25 protein-coding genes are annotated in these 22,252 nt (G+C 54.0%); 17 read left to right on the top strand and 8 right to left on the bottom strand.

The genetic code is table 11. The features are described from left to right. The first annotated feature begins 9 nt into the window (after positions 1–9). Both KNP06_RS07670 and KNP06_RS07665 read left to right on the top strand, forming a co-directional pair. Positions 10–684 carry a metal-dependent hydrolase gene (locus KNP06_RS07670; RefSeq protein ID WP_214711454.1) on the top strand — a complete coding sequence of 225 codons (675 nt, stop codon included), beginning with the start codon at positions 10–12 and terminating at the stop codon, positions 682–684. Next, positions 684–1,271: an HD domain-containing protein gene (locus KNP06_RS07665; protein ID WP_214711455.1), complete on the top strand. Its 588-nt coding sequence runs from the start codon at positions 684–686 to the stop codon at positions 1,269–1,271. Before KNP06_RS07670 ends, KNP06_RS07665 begins: the two co-directional genes overlap by 1 nt. Before the next feature lie 32 nt (positions 1,272–1,303). On the opposite strand, the gene fadH is transcribed toward KNP06_RS07665, so the two are convergent. Then, the gene (fadH, locus tag KNP06_RS07660; protein ID WP_251129699.1) at positions 1,304–2,068 is read right to left on the bottom strand and encodes a 2,4-dienoyl-CoA reductase; all 765 of its coding nucleotides are present in this window, start codon (positions 2,066–2,068) and stop codon (positions 1,304–1,306) included. Positions 2,069–2,161: 93 nt separating this feature from the next. Beyond that, positions 2,162–3,241: an N-acetylglucosaminidase gene (locus KNP06_RS07655; RefSeq protein ID WP_240731339.1), complete on the bottom strand. Its 1,080-nt coding sequence runs from the start codon at positions 3,239–3,241 to the stop codon at positions 2,162–2,164. A gap of 67 nt (positions 3,242–3,308) precedes the next feature. Here KNP06_RS07655 and KNP06_RS07650 point away from each other — a divergent pair, with 67 nt between their 5' ends. Continuing rightward, a complete protein-coding gene (locus tag KNP06_RS07650; protein WP_034777929.1) occupies positions 3,309–4,298 on the top strand; it encodes an aromatic acid exporter family protein in 990 nt (329 codons plus the stop codon). A gap of 179 nt (positions 4,299–4,477) precedes the next feature. Beyond that, complete coding sequence (locus KNP06_RS07645; protein ID WP_214711456.1) at positions 4,478–5,608, top strand: M20/M25/M40 family metallo-hydrolase; 1,131 nt, start codon at positions 4,478–4,480, stop codon at positions 5,606–5,608. Positions 5,609–5,652: 44 nt separating this feature from the next. On the opposite strand, the gene KNP06_RS07640 is transcribed toward KNP06_RS07645, so the two are convergent. Next, positions 5,653–5,826, bottom strand: a complete 174-nt coding sequence (locus tag KNP06_RS07640) for a hypothetical protein (protein ID WP_167491781.1) — start codon at positions 5,824–5,826, stop codon at positions 5,653–5,655. 75 nt (positions 5,827–5,901) lie between these two features. Between KNP06_RS07640 and rnz the strand changes: the two genes are divergently transcribed. From rnz to KNP06_RS07605, 7 genes are read left to right on the top strand one after another with little or no spacing between them, the layout of a single operon-like run. After that, positions 5,902–6,807: a ribonuclease Z gene (gene rnz, locus KNP06_RS07635; protein ID WP_214711457.1), complete on the top strand. Its 906-nt coding sequence runs from the start codon at positions 5,902–5,904 to the stop codon at positions 6,805–6,807. Between the two features lies 1 nt (position 6,808). Continuing rightward, a complete protein-coding gene (locus KNP06_RS07630) occupies positions 6,809–7,699 on the top strand; it encodes a hypothetical protein (protein WP_214711458.1) in 891 nt (296 codons plus the stop codon). Further along, on the top strand, positions 7,696–8,106 hold the full coding sequence (locus tag KNP06_RS07625) for a DUF4430 domain-containing protein (RefSeq protein ID WP_214711459.1): 411 nt from the start codon (positions 7,696–7,698) through the stop codon (positions 8,104–8,106). The genes KNP06_RS07630 and KNP06_RS07625 overlap by 4 nt, the downstream gene beginning before the upstream one ends. Continuing rightward, positions 8,084–8,752: a hypothetical protein gene (locus KNP06_RS07620; protein ID WP_214711460.1), complete on the top strand. Its 669-nt coding sequence runs from the start codon at positions 8,084–8,086 to the stop codon at positions 8,750–8,752. Before KNP06_RS07625 ends, KNP06_RS07620 begins: the two co-directional genes overlap by 23 nt. Beyond that, complete coding sequence (locus tag KNP06_RS07615; RefSeq protein ID WP_214788411.1) at positions 8,721–9,683, top strand: ATP-binding cassette domain-containing protein; 963 nt, start codon at positions 8,721–8,723, stop codon at positions 9,681–9,683. The genes KNP06_RS07620 and KNP06_RS07615 overlap by 32 nt, the downstream gene beginning before the upstream one ends. Then, positions 9,656–10,201 carry a hypothetical protein gene (locus tag KNP06_RS07610; RefSeq protein WP_214711462.1) on the top strand — a complete coding sequence of 182 codons (546 nt, stop codon included), beginning with the start codon at positions 9,656–9,658 and terminating at the stop codon, positions 10,199–10,201. The genes KNP06_RS07615 and KNP06_RS07610 overlap by 28 nt, the downstream gene beginning before the upstream one ends. A gap of 35 nt (positions 10,202–10,236) precedes the next feature. Further along, the gene (locus KNP06_RS07605) at positions 10,237–10,557 is read left to right on the top strand and encodes a hypothetical protein (RefSeq protein WP_214711463.1); all 321 of its coding nucleotides are present in this window, start codon (positions 10,237–10,239) and stop codon (positions 10,555–10,557) included. A gap of 68 nt (positions 10,558–10,625) precedes the next feature. On the opposite strand, the gene KNP06_RS07600 is transcribed toward KNP06_RS07605, so the two are convergent. Further along, complete coding sequence (locus tag KNP06_RS07600; RefSeq protein ID WP_251128396.1) at positions 10,626–11,420, bottom strand: SDR family NAD(P)-dependent oxidoreductase; 795 nt, start codon at positions 11,418–11,420, stop codon at positions 10,626–10,628. A gap of 150 nt (positions 11,421–11,570) precedes the next feature. Here KNP06_RS07600 and KNP06_RS07595 point away from each other — a divergent pair, with 150 nt between their 5' ends. The 3 genes from KNP06_RS07595 (at position 11,571) to KNP06_RS07585 (ending at position 15,204) form a co-directional block, all read left to right on the top strand. Beyond that, positions 11,571–12,473 carry a peptidase U32 family protein gene (locus KNP06_RS07595; protein ID WP_084592826.1) on the top strand — a complete coding sequence of 301 codons (903 nt, stop codon included), beginning with the start codon at positions 11,571–11,573 and terminating at the stop codon, positions 12,471–12,473. Positions 12,474–12,483: 10 nt separating this feature from the next. Next, a complete protein-coding gene (locus KNP06_RS07590) occupies positions 12,484–13,737 on the top strand; it encodes a peptidase U32 family protein (RefSeq protein ID WP_214712638.1) in 1,254 nt (417 codons plus the stop codon). 81 nt (positions 13,738–13,818) lie between these two features. Continuing rightward, positions 13,819–15,204 carry an MATE family efflux transporter gene (locus KNP06_RS07585; protein ID WP_034777906.1) on the top strand — a complete coding sequence of 462 codons (1,386 nt, stop codon included), beginning with the start codon at positions 13,819–13,821 and terminating at the stop codon, positions 15,202–15,204. On the opposite strand, the gene KNP06_RS07580 is transcribed toward KNP06_RS07585, so the two are convergent. Next, complete coding sequence (locus KNP06_RS07580; RefSeq protein WP_214712636.1) at positions 15,199–16,068, bottom strand: DMT family transporter; 870 nt, start codon at positions 16,066–16,068, stop codon at positions 15,199–15,201. The two genes, KNP06_RS07585 and KNP06_RS07580, sit on opposite strands and share 6 nt — an antisense overlap. Positions 16,069–16,194: 126 nt before the next feature. On the opposite strand from KNP06_RS07580, the gene KNP06_RS07575 reads away from it, so the two are divergent. Next, the gene (locus KNP06_RS07575; protein ID WP_214712635.1) at positions 16,195–18,321 is read left to right on the top strand and encodes a DNA topoisomerase III; all 2,127 of its coding nucleotides are present in this window, start codon (positions 16,195–16,197) and stop codon (positions 18,319–18,321) included. A 30-nt stretch (positions 18,322–18,351) separates the two neighbouring features. On the opposite strand, the gene ytzI is transcribed toward KNP06_RS07575, so the two are convergent. After that, the gene (gene ytzI, locus KNP06_RS07570; RefSeq protein WP_131436521.1) at positions 18,352–18,519 is read right to left on the bottom strand and encodes a YtzI protein; all 168 of its coding nucleotides are present in this window, start codon (positions 18,517–18,519) and stop codon (positions 18,352–18,354) included. Positions 18,520–18,680: 161 nt separating this feature from the next. Here ytzI and KNP06_RS07565 point away from each other — a divergent pair, with 161 nt between their 5' ends. Beyond that, the gene (locus tag KNP06_RS07565; protein ID WP_138859306.1) at positions 18,681–19,793 is read left to right on the top strand and encodes a PP2C family protein-serine/threonine phosphatase; all 1,113 of its coding nucleotides are present in this window, start codon (positions 18,681–18,683) and stop codon (positions 19,791–19,793) included. 41 nt (positions 19,794–19,834) lie between these two features. On the opposite strand, the gene KNP06_RS07560 is transcribed toward KNP06_RS07565, so the two are convergent. Then, complete coding sequence (locus tag KNP06_RS07560) at positions 19,835–20,770, bottom strand: magnesium transporter CorA family protein (protein WP_034777898.1); 936 nt, start codon at positions 20,768–20,770, stop codon at positions 19,835–19,837. 141 nt (positions 20,771–20,911) lie between these two features. On the opposite strand from KNP06_RS07560, the gene KNP06_RS07555 reads away from it, so the two are divergent. Beyond that, entirely contained in the window at positions 20,912–21,289 is a 378-nt protein-coding gene (locus KNP06_RS07555) for an Hpt domain-containing protein (RefSeq protein ID WP_138859307.1), read from the top strand. Positions 21,290–21,332: 43 nt separating this feature from the next. Here the strand turns inward: KNP06_RS07555 and KNP06_RS07550 are convergent, their stop codons facing one another. Then, a complete protein-coding gene (locus tag KNP06_RS07550) occupies positions 21,333–22,208 on the bottom strand; it encodes a chemotaxis protein CheV (RefSeq protein WP_034777893.1) in 876 nt (291 codons plus the stop codon). Positions 22,209–22,252 lie beyond the last annotated feature (44 nt).

The following is a 22,252-nucleotide window of genomic DNA, read 5'->3' as shown; positions in this document are numbered from 1 at the left end:
AGGATTTCTATGAAGATCACCTACTATGGCCATGCGACCGTACAACTCGATATCGACGGGACATCCGTCTTGATCGACCCGTTCCTGACGAGCAACCCGCATACGGACGTCGACCCGGCGAGCGTCAAAGCAGATTATATCCTGCTCACCCACGCTCATTTCGACCATATCGAAGACGTCGAGTTGATTGCGAAACAGACGGGTGCGACAATCGTCGCGACGCACGAACTGGCGACATATTATGAGAAAAAAGGCTATTCGGTCCACGGGATGAACATCGGGGGCGGCCATTCGTTTTCGTTCGGTCGCGTCACGATGACGCAGGCGTTTCATAGCTCGAGTCTTGATATGGGGGACGTCCCGATCTACATGGGTATGCCGGGCGGGTTCATCATCGAGACAGAGGCGCTCACGGTGTATCACGCCGGGGACACGGCCCTGTTCTCGGACATGAAACTGTACGGGGAGCGGTTCGATATCGACGTCGCGTTCCTCCCGATCGGTGACAACTTCACGATGGGACCGGTCGACGCACTCGATGCGGCGCACTGGCTCCAAGCGAAACGGGTCGTACCGATTCACTTCGACACGTTCCCACCCATCAAACAAGACGCGCGGGCGTTCTGCGATCAATTGCATCAACGCGGCCTCTTGATCGAGCCGAACACGACGATCGAGATTTGATGAGTCATCCAGCGGTGCTCGAGACCGAACGGTACGTGACAAAGCTCCATGCCGGAGACCATACCGGGCATGACATGACTCATCTCGACCGCGTCCGCCGTTTGGCGATGCATCTCGCGGAAGGCGAGGTGGTCGATGGTCTCGCCTTGACGCTCGCGGCGCTCTTGCACGACGTCGAGGATGAGAAGCTCGGTCGCGAGGCGGGGCTCGTCGCACGACACCTCGACACATTGGCACTCGATCCCGAACAACGGGCTCACGTCTTGACGATGATTGAGGAGACGTCCTTTTCAAAAGGACGATCCCCGTCGTCACGCGAGAGCGCGATCCTGCAAGATGCGGATCGACTCGACGCGATTGGGGCGATCGGCATCGCCCGCACGTTCCAATTCGCGGGGTCACGCGGAACGGCTTTATATGACCCGAACGATGCGACAAGTGCGGTCGCCCACTTCGATGATAAGTTGCTCCGGCTCGCGGATGGGATGCATACGGAACGGGCACGACAGATTGCTCGGGAACGCCACGCATTCATGGTCTTATTTTTGGACAGGTTCGAAGCGGAATGGACGGGACAAGACATATGAAACGGCCGAGGAATCTCCTCGGCCGTTTTAGGTTAGAACGGATGTTTATTGAGCCAATGGCCGCCGTCGAGCGAGATACATTCTCCGTTCAAATAGCGCATCTCGTCCGACGCCATCCAATAGGCGAGGTCGGCAATCTCTTCGGGTGTGCCGAACCGTCCGAGCGGCACGTTACGACGGATGCGCTCGACTTCTTTGACGTGGACGGCGAGTTTGTCGGCACCACCGGTCCGCTCGATTGGGCCCGGGCTGATCGCGTTCACGCGTGCCCCGAACTGATACCCCCATTCGACGGCGAGCGTCCGCGTCAAATTGAGCACCCCGGCCTTGGCGGCGGCGCTCGGGGCGACACCGGCGCCCGCTTGCCAGGCGTAGGAGGCGACCATGTTGATGATGGAGCCGTCCCGCAGTTGCTCCCGTTCCCAATGTTTGCCGAGGACGTGGGTACAATTGAACGTCCCGTTCAAGACGATGTCGATGACGCTCGTCCAGCCGTTCGGCGTCAAGTCGAGCGTCGGACAGACGAAGTTGCCGGCTGCGTTATTGACGAGCGCATGCACCGGTCCGAACCGTTGGCTGATTTGATCGAGTGCTTGTGAACACGCCTCGTAGTCACGCACATCGTGTTGCACGGCCATCGCTGCTCCGGCCCCGATGGCCTCCAGTTCGCCCATCGCTTCTTGTAGCCGCTCTTCGTTGCGGCCGCTGATGGCGACGTTCCAACCCTCGGTTTTGAATTTTAGCGCCATCGCCTTGCCCATCCCCGATGAGCCACCTGTGATCCAAATCGTTTTCATACAAATCCCCCTTTGGAATGAATGGTCGTTCATTTAGGTATTCGCTCAGCGAAGGGGGGATTCCTGCAAAAAAAATGACGGCCGCCGTGGCCGTCATTTTAGCTGTTTGAAATAGGTTAATCCGAGTTCACGATCGATGCGATACATCGTCCCGGCGACTTTCTCGCCCCAATATGGGTCCGAGGCGTAAAAGACGTTGACGCCTTCTTGTTTATTGCCCGGAAACGGACCGCGGTCGTAATCTCCGGTTACGTACTTCTCGGCGAATAAACGAGCCGCCGCATCGATGCTCGCCTCGACGGATGGATAAGAGGCCGCATTTCCGCTCGGATCATTGTCGGTCGCTTGGAAGCCGAACAAGTTATTTTTTTCACGGGCGATGGCAGACGTACCGAAACCGGACTCGTGTCCGGCTACCGCCATGAGGAACAAGGCGTTGATGCCGAATTCGGCCTCGGCGTCCTTGAAGGCGTCGCCTTTCCCAGCGAGCGGGCTATCGTCGAGTGATTCGAGGAATGCGTCGAGCTCGCGAGCCGAATACGGTGCCTTCGACGCGATTGAAGCGAATTGGTATGGCGAATCGAACACGTCGCGTACGTCCTCCGTGTAATATCGGTCGGACGACTGTTGCGGCGCCGGTCCGACGAGAAACGTCCCGGCCAAATTGCCGTTCGCCTCGACGGTATGGAACACTTGTCCGTCCTGTATCTGATAGAAGCCGCGCCGCTCGACGACGGCGTCCGGGTAAAGCGTCATGTCGGCCGGCTTCACGTAGACATCGGCCCCAGAGATATTTACCAACAAATGCTTGTCGCCCGTTTGTATGAGACGGAGACGTGTTCCACCGGCAACATAGGACTGCCGTTTCTTAAACTCGGCGTCCTGATATAGGTTTGTGATTCGGTCGGTCGGGGTGACCGCGATACCGGTACCTGTGAAATCGATGACGTCTCCTGACGCATCGAGTAGGGCGCGATTGCCCCCGCGTTCCATGTAGGCGCGCGCCTCATCGAGCGACTCGAACGCCCGGGTCGAGACGTCCCCGTTGTCATAGGTCTGAACGGTATACGACCCGCTCGGACGATCTTGGAGCCAAAGGAAACCGGATATGGCGAGAGCGAGCGTGAGAATCGTCGGGATCACGCCGCGTTTCTTTCTTTTCAATACGATCACTTCCAAACATATGGATTGCCAAACGGAAGAAACTAGTGAACAATTTTGTGAGAGAGGAGGAGATATCATGAAAATCGGATCACGTACGCTCAAGACGGCGGCAGCCGCCGGGATTGCCATGCTCATCTCGGAGACGATTCATCTCGACTATTACGTCTTCGCGGCCATCATCGCCATCCTCAGTATTCAGGAGACGCGGAAAAAGTCGTTTCGGGCCTCCTATGAACGGGTCATGGCCAGCTTGATTGCCATCGGCATGGGTGCGTTGATGTTCACCTTGCTCGGCTATTCGCCAGCGACGCTCACACTTTATTTTGTCATGTTCATCCCGCTCGTACAACAGCTCAAACTGCAAGATGGCATGATCACAAGTGTCGTCATCCTGACCCATCTGTATACGGAAGGACAGTTCTCACTCGATTTGTTCGTGAACGAGTTGTTGTTGATCGCCATCGGGGTCGGGGTCGGGCTCGTCGTCAACATGTATATGCCGACGCTCGATAAAGAGATCGAACGCATCAAGGACAATATCGACCGGGCGCTCGCCGTACATTTTTATGATGTGGCCGCATGTGTCGAGACCGGCGTCTATAACGACCATTCGATGATGCTGTTGAAGACACGCGATTATTTGAAGCAAGGAAAAGATCTTGCGCTCCGCCGGATGGGGAATTCGATCGGGAAGCGGAACGAGGACATGGATTACTTGTACTTCCGAATGCGGGAGCGGCAATATGACATCTTGAAACGCATCGCTGAGAACTCACGGGAAATCACACTCGTCGTCAATGAAGCCAAACCGGTCGCGACGTTCCTTCGACTCGTCGGCGACAACGTCAACCAACAAGCCGACGCCTCGACGTTCTTGCGGGAGCTCGAGGAGACGATTGAGCATTATCGAAAAAACGTACCCCTCCCCACGTCACGTGAGGAATTTGAGGTACGTTCATCGTTGCTCAATATTTTGTCTGATGTGAAGAGCTACTTGATTTTGAAAGAGCGCTATATCCTATTGTTACAGGAACATGGCCATCCCCGACAAAAACGTGCTCAATAAAAAGATGGATACGATGACGACGACACCGATTTGAATGATGCGTTGTCGCTTTTTCTGTTTCTTACTCATGACGTTCCTCCAAATGTGTTTGTCCTCATTGTACAGAATGGAAAAGGTTCGTGCAAACGGCACGAGTTTGTTATAATAACCTAGAAATGTTTGGATGGAGGGATGTTTTCATGGTAAACGAGAAACGGGTGCTTGACACATTTTTACAGTTGGTCGGCATCGATTCGGAGACGAAAGAAGAGGCAGTCATCTGTGAGCATTTAAAGGCGGTCTTCACTGAGCTCGGATGTGACGTCTACGAGGACGACGCATCGACGAAAACGGCTCATTCAGGTAACAACCTCATCATCACGCTACCTGCTACGAAACAAGGCGTCGACCCGATTTATTTCACGGCGCATATGGATACGGTCACACCAGGTAAAGCGATCAAGGCGAGTATTCAAGATGGCTACGTCGTGACGGATGGGACGACCATCCTCGGCGCTGATGATAAAACTGGTTTGACGGCGATGATTGAGCTGGTCTGTGTTTTGACGGAACAAGCGATTCCGCACGGTCAAATCCAATTCGTCATCACGGTCGGCGAAGAGTCAGGTCTCGTCGGGGCGAAAGTACTCGACTTGTCGAAAATTGATGCGAAGTTCGGTTTCGCGCTCGACTCGGACGGCCCGGTCGGCGATATCATCGTCGCTGCCCCGACACAAGCGAAAGTGAACGCTAGAATTTACGGTAAGACGGCGCATGCCGGTGTCGCGCCTGAGAAAGGGGTCTCGGCCATTCAAATCGCGGCGAAAGCGATCGCGAAGATGAAGCTTGGACGAATCGATGACGAGACGACAGCGAATATCGGACGGTTCGAAGGCGGACGTGCCACGAACATCGTCTGCGATTACGTCGAGGTGCTCGCCGAAGCGCGCTCGCTCATCCACGAGAAGATGGAAGCCCAAGCCGAGTCGATGAAACAAGCTTACGTCGAGGCGGCAGAGGCACATGGTGGCCGAGCCGAAGTCGACATCGACATCATGTACCCGGGCTTCAAGTTCGAAGAAGGCGACGAAGTCGTCGAAGTCGCGAAAGCGGCGGCAGCGGCCATCGGACGCCCGACACGAATCTTACATTCAGGTGGAGGGTCAGATGCGAACGTCATCGCTGGGGGCGGGATTCCGACCGTTAACCTCGCTGTCGGTTATGAAGAGATTCATACGACGAACGAGCGCATGCCGCTCGTCGAGCTATACAAGTTGGTTGAATATGTCGTTCAAATTGTCGAGCACGTCGCGACACCGAAAACGAAGTGAAAAAGAGCCGACGCGATGTCGGCTCTTCCTATGTGTTCGAGTGATTATGCGGCGAATTCCAATGATTCCAAGACGAGTTCGTCTGAACAGTGAAGTTCCATCGCTATGTCGTGAATGTGGATTGAGGTGCCTAGTTCTTGTTGGTGTTTGCGATTCATTGAAGTCGCCCGTTCCCGGATCAGTTCATAGATCGAGTCGGAATGTTCAACTTTATTCATCACGGATCACATCCTTTATCAACGATTGCCTACAGTATAGCATGGAATGCACTAGAAGAAAGGACAAAATTATTTATGAAGTTACAATTTTTAGGAACTGGCTCCGGCATGCCCTCGAAACAACGGAACGTTTCCGGTCTGGCGCTCACGCTTTCGAAACAGACGTGGCTCATCGATTGCGGTGAAGCGACCCAGCACCAAATGCTTCATACGAAAGTCAAACCGCGTAAAGTCTCGGCCGTCTGGGTGACCCACCTCCACGGTGACCACGTGTTCGGCCTGCCCGGGTTTCTGTCGACGCGCTCGGCGCTCGACGGATCGAGCCCGCTCACCTTGTATGGACCGAAAGGCATCAAGAAATGGCTCGAGTTGACGATGAAAGTAACCGGTTCTTATCTCGGCTATGATTTGACGATTGTCGAGTACGAGGACGGCGATACGTTCGAACAGGACGGGCACATCGTTACGGTCAGACGGCTTGAACATCGCTTTCCGTCTTATGGATTCCGCATTGAAGCACCGGAACGACCGGGCGCACTGCGCGTCGACAAAGTGAAGGCGCTCGGCATCCCGAGCGGACCGATTTATCGGACGATCAAGCAGTCTGACACATTCGAATTTGAAGGAAAAACGTACGCCTCTAAAGAATACGTCACTGATGCGGTCCCAGGGCCCGTCGTGGCGATTCTAGGCGACACGGTCCCTTGTCCGAACGCCGCTATCCTCGCCGCAGGGGTCGACGTGCTCGTCCATGAAGCGACGTTCATGCAGGCGGAAGCAAAGCTCGCCCGTCAATACGGTCACTCGACGACAGTCGAGGCGGCGACGCTGGCGAACACGGCGCAAGTCGGCCGTTTAATAGTCACGCATATCTCGGCCCGCTATCAAGGTCGAGACGAGGCGTTTGTGGATGAAGTGCGCACCGTGTTTCCAGACAGCCATGTAGCTAGTGACTTCTTCGAGTTTACAGTGGGGGATTAACGTGACAGTACAACTATACGTATGGCTAGGCTTTTTCGTCATCAGTACGTTGCTAGGTTTACGCTTAAATCAATTGAAAGAACCGGAACCGAACTTTTTCATCAAGTTTTTATTTTTCTCATTGCTCGGAATCGTCTCGTTCCCAATCGGCGGCTTTCATATTCCGATCGGCTTTTTGATGTCGTTCTTATTCTTCCCGAAACGCAATAGCCGCTATAAATGGTACGGGGCGCTCGTCGGATTCTTTTTCTTCATCGTCCTGTTGTTCGTCCCGCTGTTCGATCAATCCGAATTTCGTGCCGAGTCGCAACAGATTGGCACGGTGTCGGTTCAAGATGAGACGTTTGACGAGATGACGGACAACATTCTGCGCCGCATCAACAGCGACTCGATCAAACTCGATCGCAGCAAAATGATTGTCACCGAGGACGGTGAGCTCCGTTCGCTCGAATATTTGCTCATGGTCGAACGCGCGAATTCATACCAACAGATTCGAATCAACTACGATGAGTCGGGCGAGCTGACGTATCGTCAAGTCGACGAACTGAACAAGGATTCGGGCAGTGCGTTCTTCGAGAAGCTCGTCGACTTTGAACATATGCTCGACGCAATCCGGAAACCGGCCTGGTCCGAGTTCACGGCACAAGTCGATGCGCCGTTGTTGCAGCTCTCATTCGACGGGCTGTATGACATGTATACGTTCGAGAACGAGTCGATGCTCATGATCAATCGGGACAACCGTCTCGTCAAGTTTTGGTTGCAACGCGAGCCGGTGCTCGCGAACAGCATCCAACTGTCGGGGCTGAGCCAGCAAGGGCGGACCACGGGTGAAAAATATACGATTTTATATAACTACTCTATCCATCAACGAGAGGATTTGACTGATTTATGAAAAAATTGCTACTGATGAGTTTACTCGTCCCACTCTTAACCGCATGTGGAGGGGATACAACCTCGACCGAGAAGAAGACTTGTGACGTCGAGCCGACCATCTCGGTTTACAATGCGTCGACAGAAGAGACGTTGTTCAATGAGAAGAGTGTCTGCTTGGAAGAGGGGGCGACGGTGCTCGATGCCCTTGAAGCGACCGAGTTGGACATCGAATCGGTCGGCAGTGGTGAGATGACGTATGTGACAGCGATTGACGACATCGAAGAGAAGTCGGCCGGACAATCATCCGGTTGGGTCTATGCCTTCAATGGCAGCCCGGGCGATGAAGGCGCCGGAGCCAAAGAAGTGGAATCAACCGACATCATTCAATGGCGGTTCGAAGAAGATGCGATTTCTTTCTTCGAATGAGGCAGATTGGGAGCGCAGACATCCGGTCACGCTCCTTTTCTTCTTACTCGTCCATTTGTACGTATTGACGTACGTGAACGACTCGATTTGGCTTCTCCTCGGTCTATTCGGTTTATTGCTACTCGAACGACGGTTTCCCCTGGCGATGCTTGGTATCATCCTGGCGTTCTTACTGATTTCACTCACTCCGTTCGTCCTCGGATGGCGAATCTCGCTCGGTACTGTGTCGAATCAACTGATTCCGCTGGCGACTTTTTTGTTCGGCATGATTTGGGTCAATCGGTTCATGCGTCTCGAACGCTTATTGCCGTTCTTGAACAAGTGGCCCCGCTCGACGCGATTGCTTTACGGCGGTTGGGCGCTCGTCCCGACGATGGAACGGGCGGTCCGTCTATCGTTGGCGAGTCATCCGCGACGTGACTGGCAAGAGGCGGTTGTCGTCGGCATCGACAGTCAACGCCTCGAGCCGGTGTACGTGACGAATCGGATGCGACGTTTTGAAAAACATGATTGGATTCAATGTCTCGTCCTTGCTGGATTCGGGTCGCTGGCGTTGCTGGTCACACCGGTCGTTTGGCTTCTGTATCCATATTTGACGAAGGGAGGGGTGCGAGATGCGTTGGTTATCCTTGGCAGACGGACATGAGGAATTGGAGCAATGGGTAGAGGCAGAACACGCGCGAGTCGTCCACCTCGATACCCCGCTCGCCGGGAAGGTCGCGTCGCTCATTTCTGGGAGTGACGCCCTGCGCGGAGCCGAGCTGGCAGCCATTCTTCAAATCGATCACCTGTTCCATAAACGATTCGACGAATGCTCGAGCGGGGAACGGCAACTCGTCCGAATCGCGCACGCGCTCGCGGATTCATCCGAGGCAATCGTCTTGATTGAGCCGTTCCGACATTTGGATCGGTTTCGCGTCGAGCATTTGACGATGTTACTCAGCCGACTGACCGCACTCGGTGTTCGGGTCGCTTACACGGACAGGACGCGCGAACATACCTCGTCGGTGACCTTCGACGTCAATCCGACCGTGAACAAGCCCCGGCTCGTCGTCACGGACGTGTCCTATCGTCATCCGTTACAGGCGTCCTATGCGGTCGAGCATGTATCGTATAAGGCGGAGCGAGCGGGACTGACCATCTGCATCGGAACGAACGGGAGCGGCAAATCGACATTGCTCGAATTGATCGCCAAAAGCGTCCGTCCGCTGTATGGGAAGGTCAAGTGGACAGAACGGCCGGTCTATTTACCGGCCGAGCAAGAGGTTGGTCCGTTCCCGCATGCGACGAATCGTCGTCTCGCTCAACTGCAAGCCATATTCGATTCTGAGGCATCTCTGTTCTTGTTGGACGAGCCGAGCGTCGGCTTGACCGAGCAAGAGCGATTTCAGTTTGAACGGGCGTTAATCGAGAAAGCCGCGACGGCACATATTTTATGTGCGACCCATGACGAACGATTGATTGAGGCGGCGGATCGAATCGTGTGCCTGTCGAACGGCACACTCGTCTTTGATGGAACTGTAGCCGAGTATACGGAACGGAGTGCGCTATGGTCACATACGTCGTCATCCTGTTGATTGCGGCGGGAGTCATGTCAAGATTTGAGCGGACGGATTTCCCGATCGCCGTTTTGACCCAAATTCTCGCCCTGGCCGTCATCGGACGCTGGCTGTTCGTGGCCATCCCGAACGTGCAACCATCGACGGCGTTGCTCATGTTGACGGCCTTGTATTTCGGGTTTACGAGCGCCGCCATGCTGGCGCTGTTCGTCCCGATTTTATCGGGACTGTTGCTCGGGCTCGGACCGTTCGTCTTGTTTCAATTTTTAGGATGGCTCCTCGTCGTACTCGTGGTCATCCTGCTCAAACCGTTGCTCCGACGCTCGCGCTGGCTGCTTGCTGGCGTCGGTCTCTTGTCCGGGTTCCTCTACGGCTGGACGGCCAATCTATCGTTCGCGGAGGTCATTGGAGCCGACTTCGTCAAGCTGCTCGTACTCAGTCTGCCGTTCGATGCGGCCCACGGCATCGGGAACGCCGTCTTCCTCGTCTTATTGCACGATCTATTCGTTCGCATATTTGTGCGGGAAGACGGGTAAAAAAAGGATATCACACCGAGTGAGGTGACACGTGCATGAGCGGATACGTCAATCTGGTTGAAATTGGTTGGTTTCTTTTCATCGGACTGTTGTTTATGGGACTCAATCTATTGTTGATGTCACGTCGGTTCTTACGGACGCGCTACGGGATGCTCAGCATCCTCGGGGCTAGCGTCTGGCCGGCACTCATGATCGTCTTGTCCGTCCGAGGCGGAAGTGTCCTTGGCGGGCTGACGGAGCGAGCGCTCACGCTCGAAAGCGCGTTGGCTTGGTTGGTCGTCGTGGCGACGGCACTGATGGTGTGTATCCCGGGCGTGTCACTGATTCGGCGCATGGTGCAGTTGGCTCGACATTGAACAATCACTATACGTAAAAGGAGAAGGTCCCACAACGGGAACCTCCTCCTTTTTATTGATTATGATTGTCAGGTCGTCGGCACATCTTCCGTTCCGGCATTTGACGGTTTTTGGAACCGGCGCAAGATCTCGAGGCTGACCGCCCTAGGCATGAGTTTGGCCGCGGCCACGAGCAACTGGTTCGAGACGCCGGGAACGACCACGCGTTTGTTATTCATGACGCCTTTATAGCCGAAGAAGGCGACGAGGTGGGACGGCATTTTCGACACCATCATTTCGCTGCCGGCACGATTGAAGAAACCGGTATCGGTCGGTCCCGGGCACAGGACGCTCACGTTCACACCTGTTCCTTTCACTTCGGCATGGAGCGCCTCGGTGAGTGACAACACGTACGCTTTCGTCGCATAATAGACCGCCATGTAAGGGCCAGGTTGGAAGGCGGCGACTGAGGCGACATTTAAGACATAACCATGATTTCGCTCGACCATGCCAGGTAAGTAGGCTTTCGTCAGTTCGGTCAAGGCGTTGACGTTCAAGCGGACCTCTTCGGCCTCGGTCTCGGCGTCGAGGTCGATGAACTCGCCGGCCGTCCCGAAACCGGCGTTGTTGATTAAAAAGTCGACCGTCAGTCCGGCGTCTTCAATCGCGTTTGTCAGTCGTTTTGCGGCCTGATGTTCAGACAAGTCGAGGGCGAATACGTGCACGTGGACACGGTACCGCTTCTCCAGTACTTTTTTCAATTCGTGCAAACGGGGCTCGTTGCGAGACACGAGGATACAGTCAAACCCGTCCCGGGCCGCTAAAACGGCAAGATCGAGGCCAATTCCGGTCGAGGCTCCAGTAATTAAGGCGGTTTTTGTCAAAATCGTCCACTCCTTCGATGTAAAAAGTCATACTTTGTTACTGATTTCTTCACGAGTTGTTAAATTCCTGCACGGCCACCACATCAAAACGTGTGCTAGAGTATAGCAAGAATATGTGATTAGACTCACAAAGTGAGGAGAAGAAAGCAAATGATGATTCAGCTAGTGACTACGGCACAAAGCGTCGAGCAAGCAGAGGCGCTAATCATGGCGGGCTCCGACCGCATCTATATCGGAGATTCAAAATACGGGTTACGCCACAAAGGTGACTGGTCACTTCCGGCTGTGCGAGAAGTCACAGCAGTAGCCCACCGATACGGCAAAGAAGTGACGGTCGCTGTCAATAACTTGATGCATAACGAGCAGATCGAGACGCTCCCTGAATATTTGCAGGAACTCAAAGCGATCGGAATCGACAGTGTGACGGCAGGCGACCCTGGCGCCATCCGTCTGATCCGTAATGCCAATATCCCCTATTGGTATGATGCTCAAACGCTCGTCACGTCGGCGAGACACATTCAGTTTTGGGGGAAGCGTGACGCCATCGGGGCGATCGCAGCCCGTGAAGTGACGTTGACCGAACTCGGGATGATCCAACAACAGATCGGTTTGCCGGTCGAAGTGCAAGTGTATGGCCCGACGTGCATCCATCATTCGAAACGTCCGCTCTTGACGAACTACTTCAACGAGATCGGCCGGTCGAACACATTGGCAGAAGCACGAGAGTATTATGTGAGCGAACCGTCGGATGCGGACAGTCGCTACCCCGTCTATCAAGACGACAACGGTACGCACGTATTCTCTGAAGATTTGACACTCATGGGACAATTGCCCACGCTCTTGAAGGGCGGGTTGCACACGTGGAAACTCGAAGGCTGGCATGCGGGCGATGCGTTCGTCGACATCGTCCGTCTGTTCGATAAAGCCCGGTCGGATCTATTGAACGGGCGGTTCGACCGTCATGGCATGGAACGGCGTCTCGCCGAACTCCAACCTGAACAATTCCGGCTCGGGACCGGACTGTTGTTACGAAATCCAGAAGAGATCAAGTGAGGGAACCGAGATGAAAAAACGTCCAGAACTATTAGCACCAGCTGGGAACTTAGAAAAATTGAAGATGGCGATTTTGTACGGGGCCGATGCGGTCTTTATCGGGGGGCAACAGTTCGGGCTCCGTTCCCGGGCGGGTAACTTCGGTTATGAAGAGATGGCCGAAGGAGTCGCGTTCGCCCATGCGCGTGGCGCAAAAGTGTATGTCGCGGCCAACATGGTGACGCATGAAGGGGATATCGACGGTGCTGGCGAGTTCTTTTGCAAGCTTCGCGATATCGGCATCGATGCCGTCATCGTGTCCGATCCGGCCATGATCGAGGTGTGCCTCACGGATGCACCGGGACTTCCGGTCCACTTGTCGACGCAGGCGTCAGCAACGAACTATGAGACACTCCGTTTCTGGCAAGAGGAAGGATTGGAGCGAATCGTCCTCGCCCGCGAAGTTTCGATGGAAGAAATCAAAGAAATGAAACGGCAAGTCGATGTCGAAATCGAGACGTTCGTCCATGGGGCGATGTGCATCTCGTACTCGGGGCGTTGCACGTTATCGAATCATATGGCGCTCCGCGATGCGAACCGGGGTGGCTGTGCCCAATCTTGTCGTTGGAAATATGGTTTCTTCGAGGCGGACGAGCTGTTGACCGACGAGATGGCGGCACGCGACGAGGAACCGTTCTCGATGAGCTCGGTCGATTTGGCGATGGTACGCCACATCCCGGACTTGGTCGATGCTGGTGTCGACAGCTTGAAAATTGAGGGACGGATGAAATCGATTCACTATGTGGCAACCGTCTGTAACGTCTACCGTCAAGTCATCGACGCCTACTGCGCCGATTCTGAAGGGTTCGAGTTCGACCCGGCGTGGGAAGAAGAAATTTGGAAAGCGGCACAACGAGAACTCGCGACCGGATTCTATTACGGCGTCCCGACCGAGAACGAGCAACTGTTCGGCAAGCCGCGCGCCATCCCGCAATATGCATTCGCGGCACGCGTCATCTCCTATGATCCGACGACACAAATGGCAACACTCGAGCAGCGGAACCATTTCCGACGCGGAGAAGAAGTCGAGTTCTTCGGCCCCGGCTTCGTCCGTTTCTCCCAGCGAATCGATGAGCTGTACGATGAGTCGGGAGAAAGACTTGAGACGGCGAACCATGCGATGATGACGGTGCGCGTCAAAGTCGAGCAGCCGGTCGTGACCGATTTCATTATGCGCAAACGAAAAGCCGGCGTCGTGAGCCCTCCAGTGCCGAGCCCGGTCTGACACATCCGGTAAGACAACATAGTCGACCGTTCCATCCAATCTTGCTACCCTATTAACATAGACGAAAAAGGGGATGGAAGCATGAATCAAAATACGGAGCAGCTCCGGACCGACCCGATCGGACGCCTGCTATTCAAGCTGTCGCTACCTGCGATGATCGGCATGCTGGTGACGGCGCTCTACAATATCATCGATACGATCTTCGTCGCCCGCGGCATCGGGGCGACCGCCGTGGCCGCCATCGGGATCGCCTTCCCGATCCAGATGATTCTCATGGCCGTCTCGAGCGCGGTCGGGTTGGGCGGCGCCTCGATCAGTTCACGGAAACTAGGCAAAGGGGATGATGCCGGTGCCGCCGTCACGTTCTTGAACGTCCTCGTCCTCGTCGGGGTGTTCGCGGCCTTCGCAGTCAGTTCCGCCTTTTTCATGTTAGATGACATTTTGACAGTGTTCGGAGCGACGTCGGCCATCATGGAACTGAGCCGTCAATACTTATCCGTCGTGCTGATCAGCTCGCCGTTCTTCATGTTCACACTCGCGGCGAGCGCGATGGTACGGGCTGAAGGGCAAGCGCCCTATCAGATGAAAGTGATGCTCACGACCGTCGTCGTCAATTTGGTGACGACACCGCTATTCATCTTCACGTTCGACTGGGGCATTTACGGTGCGGCCTGGTCGACTGCGCTCGCCCAAGTCGTCGGATCGGTCCTCATGCTTCGGTTCTTCTTCGCGAAAAAAAATCGCCGGACCGAGCTCGACTTCCAATGGCGGAAGTTTCGACTACGGTTCGGCGAATTAAAAGAGATTATGGCGATTGGGTCATCCTCATTCATCATGATGGTGTCGCAATCGATTCTATTCGTCGGCGTCAACGTCATGCTCGGAACGTATGGTGGCACCGAGGAGCTTGCCATCTTTGCGATCATCAATAAATTCATGGCGCTCGTCGGGATGCCGATCATGGGCATCGTTCAAGGCATGCAGCCGATCGTCGGGTACAATTTCGGGGCCAGACAATTCGACCGGATGCGCGAGACAATCTGGACGGCGTTGCGGGTCGGGATTGCCATCGCGGTCATCATCTGGCTGACGCTCCAGTTGATTCCGGAACAGCTCATGCGCATGTTCACGACCGACGCGAACTTGATTGCCGGCGGGGTGACGGCCATCCATGTGTTGTTCGCCGTCTCGTTTCTCCCGAGCGTGCAAATGCTCATCAACGGCATTTATCAATCGCTCGGAAAGGCCCGTGTCGCGATGTTCTTGTCACTGTCGCGCCAAACGCTCTATACGATTCCGCTCGTCTTCATCTTGCCGAACTTCTTCGGCGTGTTCGGGGTGTGGCTCGCGTTTCCAATCGCCGATGCCATGACCTTCTTGACGGCGGTCGGCATGGCGGTGTGGGACCGCAAGTTATTGTTCCGCCCGTCTGAGGAAGAAGTCGAAGCGAAAGCGACCAATTTATGAAGCGACGTCCGTTCTGGTGGAACGGGCGTCTTCTTTTAGGAACAAATAGATTCCGCCGAGCAGGACGGCCGCGCCGATCCATTGCATTACGCCGAGACGTTCGTCGAAGAAGACGAACCCGAACAGCATGCCCCACAGTGCCTCGCCAAGGATGGTGATGCTGACGACGGTGGCACTGACCCGGGCGAGCGCGTAGTTGAACAAGTTATGCCCTAAAATCGTCGGGAAGAAGGCGAGGGCGAGGAAATACCACCAGTTGACCGATTCGAACGCGGTGAACGTCGTCCCCCGCACGAGGAGCATGAAGCAGAGGACGACCGTCGCGACGAGATAGACGCTGAACGAGTAAGTATTCGTGTTCATCTCGGTCCGGACGTGTTGACCGACGAGCCAATAGCCGGCGATAAGAAGGGCGGCGATTAAGGCGAGCAGGTCCCCGAAGAGCGCTTCGCGTCCAAGTTGGATGTCACCCGCCGCGACAAGCATGCCCCCAAGGACGGCGATGAGTGCAAAGGCTAAACCTTTTCGGGTCGGATTCTTTTTAAAAATCAAGGCGTTCCCGATTAAAACGAAAATCGGACTCGACGTCACGAATAACGTTGAACTCGCGACGGTCGTATAATCGAGCGATAAAAACCAGAGCCAAAAGTGGAACGCCAACAACGTCCCGCTGAGCAACAAGGCATATCTCGTCATGAGACGCGTCCCGATGAGTGACTTGAAGTCGACAAACGGCAACAACATCAGACATGTGATCAGCATTCGGTAAAACGCGGCCGTCTCGGCCGGTGCGGACGTCCATTTGACGAATAATACGCTCGTCGACAAGAAAAATACAGCGGCGAATAAAATGAGATAAGACAATCGACATCCCCCTTTATGTTGTACATACTCTTCTAATGATATTATAGAATAGATAAGAAAATACATTCTTTCTCGAAAGTGTCGTTCCGACGAGATATTTCGGATGACTTTGAAAGTAGGGATCCTATGAGACTAATCATCGCGGAGAAACCGTCGCAGGCTCAAAAACTGGCTGCGCCGTATCCATCAAAAAAGAAAAAAGACGAGATTGAGATTGCTTCTTGCGCCCGTTTCCCGGAAGGTGCCATCGTCGTGTGGGCGGTCGGTCACTTATGCGAGCTTCAAGAACCGTCCCACTATAAACCGGAATGGAAGTCGTGGAAATATGAGTCGCTCCCGATTGTGCCGGACCGATTCGACTATCGCATCTCGAAAGGTAAATCGAAACCGTTCCAGACGATCAAAAAATGGCTGCACGATCGCTCCATCACCGATATCATCATCGCGTCCGATGCCGAGCGAGAAGGAGAAGCGATTGTCCGGCTCATTTTACGACTCGCTGGCAATAAAAAACCGTTGTCACGCCTTTGGATCTCAAGTTTGACCGAACAGGCGGTCGACCGTGGTTTCGCCGAACTGCTGCCCGGCGACCAGACCGTCCCTTATTATCATGAGGCGATGAGTCGTGCTTGTGCCGACTGGCTCGTCGGTATGAACGCCTCAAGGGCATATACGACGCTGTTGAAGACGATCGGTATCGAGGACGTGTTCTCGCTCGGACGTGTCCAGACGCCGACGCTCGCTTTGATCGTCAATCGTGAACGTGAGATTAAACAGTTCGTCCCAGAGCCGTATTTCGAGGTCGAGGCGACACTTCAAAAAGGACGTGGCACGTTCAAAGCGAAATACACGCTCGGGAAGACGACGAAACTGAAGACACGCGAACAAGCCGATGCGGTCGTCAACCGGGCGACCGGGACAGCGATTGTCCGTTCGATTGACAAAGAGGACAAGACGGAATACCCGCCGTTTTGGTTCAGTTTATCGGGTTTGCAGGCCGAGGCCGGCAAGCGGTTCGGCTTTGGGGCGAAGAAGACGCTCGATATCGCTCAAAAGTTGTATACAAAAGGGTGGATCAGTTATCCACGAACCGACTCGAGCTTCGTCACACCGGACGAAGCGACACTGTTCCCGCAGACGAAAGCCCGGCTGTTGAAATCCGCGGCCTATGCCGGACTTCAGGACGTGTTGACCGAGAATCCGTCGCGAAACAGTCGCTACGTCAATGCGAAAAAGGTCAGTGATCACTATGCGATCATCCCGACGGAGGCGTGTGGCGATGTGGCTCGGCTCAGCGGGGACGAGGCAAAACTATACGATTTGATTAACCGTCGCTTTCTTGCGGCGTTCGCCCCTCCGGCGAAGCTTGAGAAGACGACGGTCGACCTCATGGACGGGGACGACCTATACCGGGCGAAAGGGACGGTCGTCGTCAGCCCCGGGTACCGGCAAGTCGTCGAGATGAAGTCCAAGGACGTGGAGCTCCCGGCACTTACGGTCGGTGAACCGTTGACCGAAAAAAAAGTCGAAGTATTATCGAAACAGACGGAGCCACCGAAACGGTATACGGAAGGGGCACTGATCATGGCGATGAAAGTGGCCGGCAAGCAACTCGATGATGAGGAACTGATTCACATCATGAAAGAAGTCGAAGGGCTCGGCACCGAGGCCACGCGGGCCAATATTATCGACGGATTGAAAAAACGGGGTTATGTCGACCTGCAAAAGAAAGAGCTCGTCCCGACCGACAAGGGCCGTCTCTTGATCGATGTGCTCGGCGACAGCATCCTCGCCTCGCCGGCCATGACAGCGAAGTGGGAGAAGCGGCTCCATGAGATTGGACAGGCATCGGCATCCGCCGCCGAGTTTATCGAACAGGCGAAAAAGATGTCGATTCATCTCGTCGAAGAGGCGAAAGCGCGTGTCGAGTCGGCAAACCCGGAAGGCTACACGATTGAAGCAAGACGTTTCGGGAAAAAATCTGCGGCACGGCCAAAAGCGTCGTTCGGCGTCTGTCCGAGCTGCGGCAAAGGGCTCGTCGAGCATCCGAAGTTTATCGGCTGCAGCGGTTATCGCGAAGGGTGCAAGTTCACGATGTCGAAACAAGTGCTCGGCGTCGGGATTGCCAAGGATGAGCTGAAACAGATGATCAACGGCGGCCAGTCGAACGTGCATACGTTCAAAAAAGGGGACAAGACGTTCGACGCTGCGCTCTATCTTGAAAAAGGGGCGCTCCGATTCGAATTTAAATAAAAAATAAGAGCCATCCGTCATGGATAGCTCTTATTTTTTCTGCTGCTCATCTTCGGTGATGCGGCGGTTAATCTCCTCGTAATCGAGCACGATGTCGTCTTTGTTGTCCTTGTAGGCGTATCCTTTTTGAATGACGACGATCGAGGCAATCAAGACGAGCAAGATAATCAAACCGCTCACTGCAAAAATCCATCCCATGGGCCATTCCTCGCTTTCGTACTTCTAGTATGCCAAAAACGAAAGAGATTCTCCATCTTTCGGGTACTTCGAACTGTCACAGCATTGAAATACCTAATGAGGCGATTAGATATGATACAATAATATGCAGAAGAACACTGACAGAGAAAGTAGGGATGACTATGGCGATTTTGATTGTGGACGACGAACCGGTCAATACGATGGTTCTCGAACAATTATTGCATCAACATGATTATGAGACGATTTCGGTCTCAAGTGGTGAAGATGCGCTCGCGCTCCTGATGGATCCGCAAGCCCCGTCGCTATACGACCTTGTCCTGCTTGATGTCGAGATGCCAGGGATTTCTGGGATTGAGACATGCAAACGGATTCGACAGATGACCGGTTACGAGGAATTGCCCGTGATCATGGTCTCGGGCCGCACCGAAGAAAAGCAGATTGCGGAAGGACTTGACGCTGAGGCGTCCGATTATACGACGAAACCGATTAAAATCACGGAACTGCTCGCACGGATCCGTTCGGCACTTCGCTATAAAGCAGCCGTGGATGAACGGAAGAAATATGAGGCACGTCTTCAATATGACCTCGATCTCGCGCAAAAGATTCAACAGAGTGCCTTGACCCCACCGATCAGTAACGATGAGATTGACGTCCGGGCCTTGTATTTGCCGTCTAAAAAACTGGCCGGTGACATGTATGCCTGGTTCCAAGTCGCACCTGATCGCTACGGCGTCATCATCTTTGATGTGATGGGGCATGGCGTGTCGTCGGCGTTGATTACGATGGGCATTCGTTCGATTTTACCGGGCCTCGTCGGCAACGTCCAATATCCGGTCGATGTGATGAGCGAGTTGAACCGCCAGATGACGTTCTTGTTCTCGGGAGAGGACATGCAGAGCTACTTCACGGCCGTATACTGCTATATCGATACGACGAAGCGTCAAATCGAGTACGTCAACGCCGGACATCCGCCAATCATCGTGACGTCTGATACAGGCGTCACGCGCCTCGAGACGACCGGAGTGCCGGTCGGTATGTTCGAGGAGCCGAACTATGAGTCAAACGTGATTGACATCGAGCCGGGTATGACGATGCATATGTATACGGATGGGCTGATGGAATGTTACAGCAAAGACATCGATGACGGCATCCGTTGGCTCGAGAAGGACATCGCGTCCTACGGGCTCGACTACGCACGCCATGTCGCCGAACAGCTCGTCCCTAAAATCGAGATCGACGATGACCTTTGTCTCGTCACGGTCAAATTGATGTAAATAAGAGGGTGTCACCGTAGCCGGCGACACCCTCCTTTTCTTTAGAAATAACGCTTACGCCACAAAATATAAAAGGCGAGGCTTGAGAAGCCGACCATCATCGCGAGCGCGAACACGAAACCGATCGATTGGCCTTCCCATGGGACTTGAACGTTCATCCCGAATATCCCAGAGATCATCGTCGGGATGCTCAGCACGATTGTGATCGAGGCCAAGAACTTCATGACGAAGTTGACATTGTTCGAGATGATCGAACCGAAGGCGTCCATTTTAATGCTGATGATGTCGTTATAGATCGACGCCATCTCCATCGCCTGGCGGTGCTCGACGAACACGTCTTCGAGCAATTCCTCGTCTTCCTCGTGCTTCTCGAGGCTCGGTGTCTTGACGATGCGGTCGAGTACGCTGTCGTTCGCTTTAAGTGAGGTCATGAAGTAGACGAGCGACTTCTGTAAGTTCATCAATTGAAAGATTTCCTGATTTCGCATCGAACGTTGCAATTCTTGCTCGAGCTCGTCCATGCGCCGGTCGATTTGGCGAAGGAAACGCAAGTACGTCATGCTGACTCGGTGCAAAATCTGGAAGACGAACCGGCTCCGATAGTTCGTTCGGAACAGCCGGGCTTTTCCGTTGGCGAACAGGTTGAGCACGTCGAGGTCTCGTGAGCAGACGGTGATGAAATGTCGGCCGGTGACGATGATACCGAGGGGAATCGTGTTGTAGGCGCGTCCCGTATCATCCTCTTCCACGTACGGGACGTCGATGATCATGAGGAGCCCCTCATCATCTTTTTCAAATCGTGGTTTTTCTTCAATATCAAGCGGGTCGTAGACGAAGTCTTCAGGAATGCCGGAGGCGGCGATGACTTGATCAGCCTCGTCTTTCGTCGGATTGACGAGTTGGATCCAGCTTCCTTTATCAAAGTCGTCGATTTCGTCGACACGCCCAGATGCGTCGGTACGGTAAATCGTTAGCATAATGTTCCTCCTACCTTAGCTCAACCTAATTATAGGTAGGCGATTGAGAGAGTGCAATCGGAAAAGGAGGAGTTTTTTTGTTTTTTCTCGAAAACATGCTACAGTGGGAAAGAATGGTAGTAGGATTGAGTCAAAGGAGGGATGGAGTTGTCACAAACGCCCCATAATGCTCTGTTTAACGAAGAAAAGTTGGCGGAGCTCCATCAAATCGCTAGCGGAAATAAAGAATTTTTGAAAAAGATTGCCGATACGTACGTGCGTCAATTCGAGGCGAAGTTCCCTGAATTGAAGCAGATGGTGCGTGAACAAAATCACGAACAAATCGAACAACTTGCACACTTGTTGAAAGGGGCCTCTTATTCTGTCGGGCTCGATGAGACGGCCGCTCGATTCCATCAGCTCGAAATGGCTGGGGAGACGAACGAGACGTCGAACCTCGAACCGATTCTCGATGAGATTGAAGCCGATATGCATCGCTTCGATCAAGAATGGGACACCCACTTGAACGAGTTGCCATAGGAAAAACGGAATTCCGCCGCGAGGCGAAATCCCGTTTTTCAAATCAGGCTAAAAATTCGTCGAGTGTGGCGATCAGCATGCCGATCTCTGGTTTTGTGATCTGGGCGTTCGCCCCGACCGCGTCGCCTTTATGCTTCAAATCATCCGAGATGAGTGAAGAGAAGATGACGATTGGCAGGTCGGCGAATTGGTCCATCTCACGGAGTCGTTTCGTCAAATGCAAGCCGTCCATTTGCGGCATCTCGATGTCGGTGATGAGCAGGTCGCAATGAACGTCGCTCTGTTCGAACGCATCGAGCGCTTCCTTTCCGTTGTTGAAGATCGTCGTGTTGAAGTAGCCGGCATCGTCGAGCGTGTCGATGATGAGCGTCCGTAACATCTCTGAATCTTCCGCGATCCACACTTGTTTGTTCGACCGTTCCCGGGCACCGAGCCGTTTGACCGATTCGCGGGCCATGATATCCTTTCGTGACAATTCGAGCGCAATCCGCTCGTAATCGAGAAGGATAATCATCTGGTCTCCCGTTTTGACGACCCCGTTCGTGATGCCTTGCATGCCGCGCGCGAGATCGGACGGCGTGTCGATCTGTTCCCATGAGATTCGTTTAATTTCGGTCACTTGGTCGACGCGGAGCACCGACTTTTCTCCGTTGAACTCACAGACGATCAAGCGGTCGTTCTCTCCAACGTCACGCGGGTGACCGATGACCATTGGTAAATCGATGACGGTCATGACCTCGCCGCGAAGCTCGATGAGCCCCATGATCGCTTCCGGGGTACCCGGTAGAGGGGTGAGGGGAAGCATCGTGATGATTTCACGTACTTTCATGACGTTGATCCCGAAAATGAACGGGCCAGATTGGAAAATGACGATTTCTAATTCGTTCGTGCCTGCCTCAAGTAAAATATTATGATCCATGCTCACTGGTGGTCCCTCCTAGTTCACGTACTCTCTTCCTTTCT

The organism is Exiguobacterium sp. s21 (genome assembly GCF_018617975.1).
Taxonomy (GTDB): Bacteria; Bacillota; Bacilli; order Exiguobacteriales; family Exiguobacteriaceae; genus Exiguobacterium; species Exiguobacterium mexicanum_A.
Note: the sequence above shows the minus strand (reverse complement) of the source record. Positions and strands in the feature narration are given on the sequence as shown.

Bases quoted from the DNA above. Each gene is read 5' to 3' on its own strand.
- KNP06_RS07670 (WP_214711454.1), top strand. From the start codon at position 10: ATGAAGATCACCTACTATGGCCATGCGACCGTACAACTCGATATCGAC.
- KNP06_RS07665 (WP_214711455.1), top strand. From the start codon at position 684: ATGAGTCATCCAGCGGTGCTCGAGACCGAACGGTACGTGACAAAGCTC.
- fadH (WP_251129699.1), bottom strand. From the start codon at position 2,068: ATGAAAACGATTTGGATCACAGGTGGCTCATCGGGGATGGGCAAGGCG.
- KNP06_RS07650 (WP_034777929.1), top strand. From the start codon at position 3,309: ATGAAAATCGGATCACGTACGCTCAAGACGGCGGCAGCCGCCGGGATT.
- KNP06_RS07645 (WP_214711456.1), top strand. From the start codon at position 4,478: ATGGTAAACGAGAAACGGGTGCTTGACACATTTTTACAGTTGGTCGGC.
- KNP06_RS07640 (WP_167491781.1), bottom strand. From the start codon at position 5,826: ATGAATAAAGTTGAACATTCCGACTCGATCTATGAACTGATCCGGGAA.
- rnz (WP_214711457.1), top strand. From the start codon at position 5,902: ATGAAGTTACAATTTTTAGGAACTGGCTCCGGCATGCCCTCGAAACAA.
- KNP06_RS07625 (WP_214711459.1), top strand. From the start codon at position 7,696: ATGAAAAAATTGCTACTGATGAGTTTACTCGTCCCACTCTTAACCGCA.
- KNP06_RS07620 (WP_214711460.1), top strand. From the start codon at position 8,084: ATGCGATTTCTTTCTTCGAATGAGGCAGATTGGGAGCGCAGACATCCG.
- KNP06_RS07615 (WP_214788411.1), top strand. From the start codon at position 8,721: ATGCGTTGGTTATCCTTGGCAGACGGACATGAGGAATTGGAGCAATGG.
- KNP06_RS07610 (WP_214711462.1), top strand. From the start codon at position 9,656: ATGGTCACATACGTCGTCATCCTGTTGATTGCGGCGGGAGTCATGTCA.
- KNP06_RS07605 (WP_214711463.1), top strand. From the start codon at position 10,237: ATGAGCGGATACGTCAATCTGGTTGAAATTGGTTGGTTTCTTTTCATC.
- KNP06_RS07595 (WP_084592826.1), top strand. From the start codon at position 11,571: ATGATGATTCAGCTAGTGACTACGGCACAAAGCGTCGAGCAAGCAGAG.
- KNP06_RS07590 (WP_214712638.1), top strand. From the start codon at position 12,484: ATGAAAAAACGTCCAGAACTATTAGCACCAGCTGGGAACTTAGAAAAA.
- KNP06_RS07585 (WP_034777906.1), top strand. From the start codon at position 13,819: ATGAATCAAAATACGGAGCAGCTCCGGACCGACCCGATCGGACGCCTG.
- KNP06_RS07575 (WP_214712635.1), top strand. From the start codon at position 16,195: ATGAGACTAATCATCGCGGAGAAACCGTCGCAGGCTCAAAAACTGGCT.
- ytzI (WP_131436521.1), bottom strand. From the start codon at position 18,519: ATGGGATGGATTTTTGCAGTGAGCGGTTTGATTATCTTGCTCGTCTTG.
- KNP06_RS07565 (WP_138859306.1), top strand. From the start codon at position 18,681: ATGGCGATTTTGATTGTGGACGACGAACCGGTCAATACGATGGTTCTC.
- KNP06_RS07560 (WP_034777898.1), bottom strand. From the start codon at position 20,770: ATGCTAACGATTTACCGTACCGACGCATCTGGGCGTGTCGACGAAATC.
- KNP06_RS07555 (WP_138859307.1), top strand. From the start codon at position 20,912: ATGGAGTTGTCACAAACGCCCCATAATGCTCTGTTTAACGAAGAAAAG.
- KNP06_RS07550 (WP_034777893.1), bottom strand. From the start codon at position 22,208: ATGGATCATAATATTTTACTTGAGGCAGGCACGAACGAATTAGAAATC.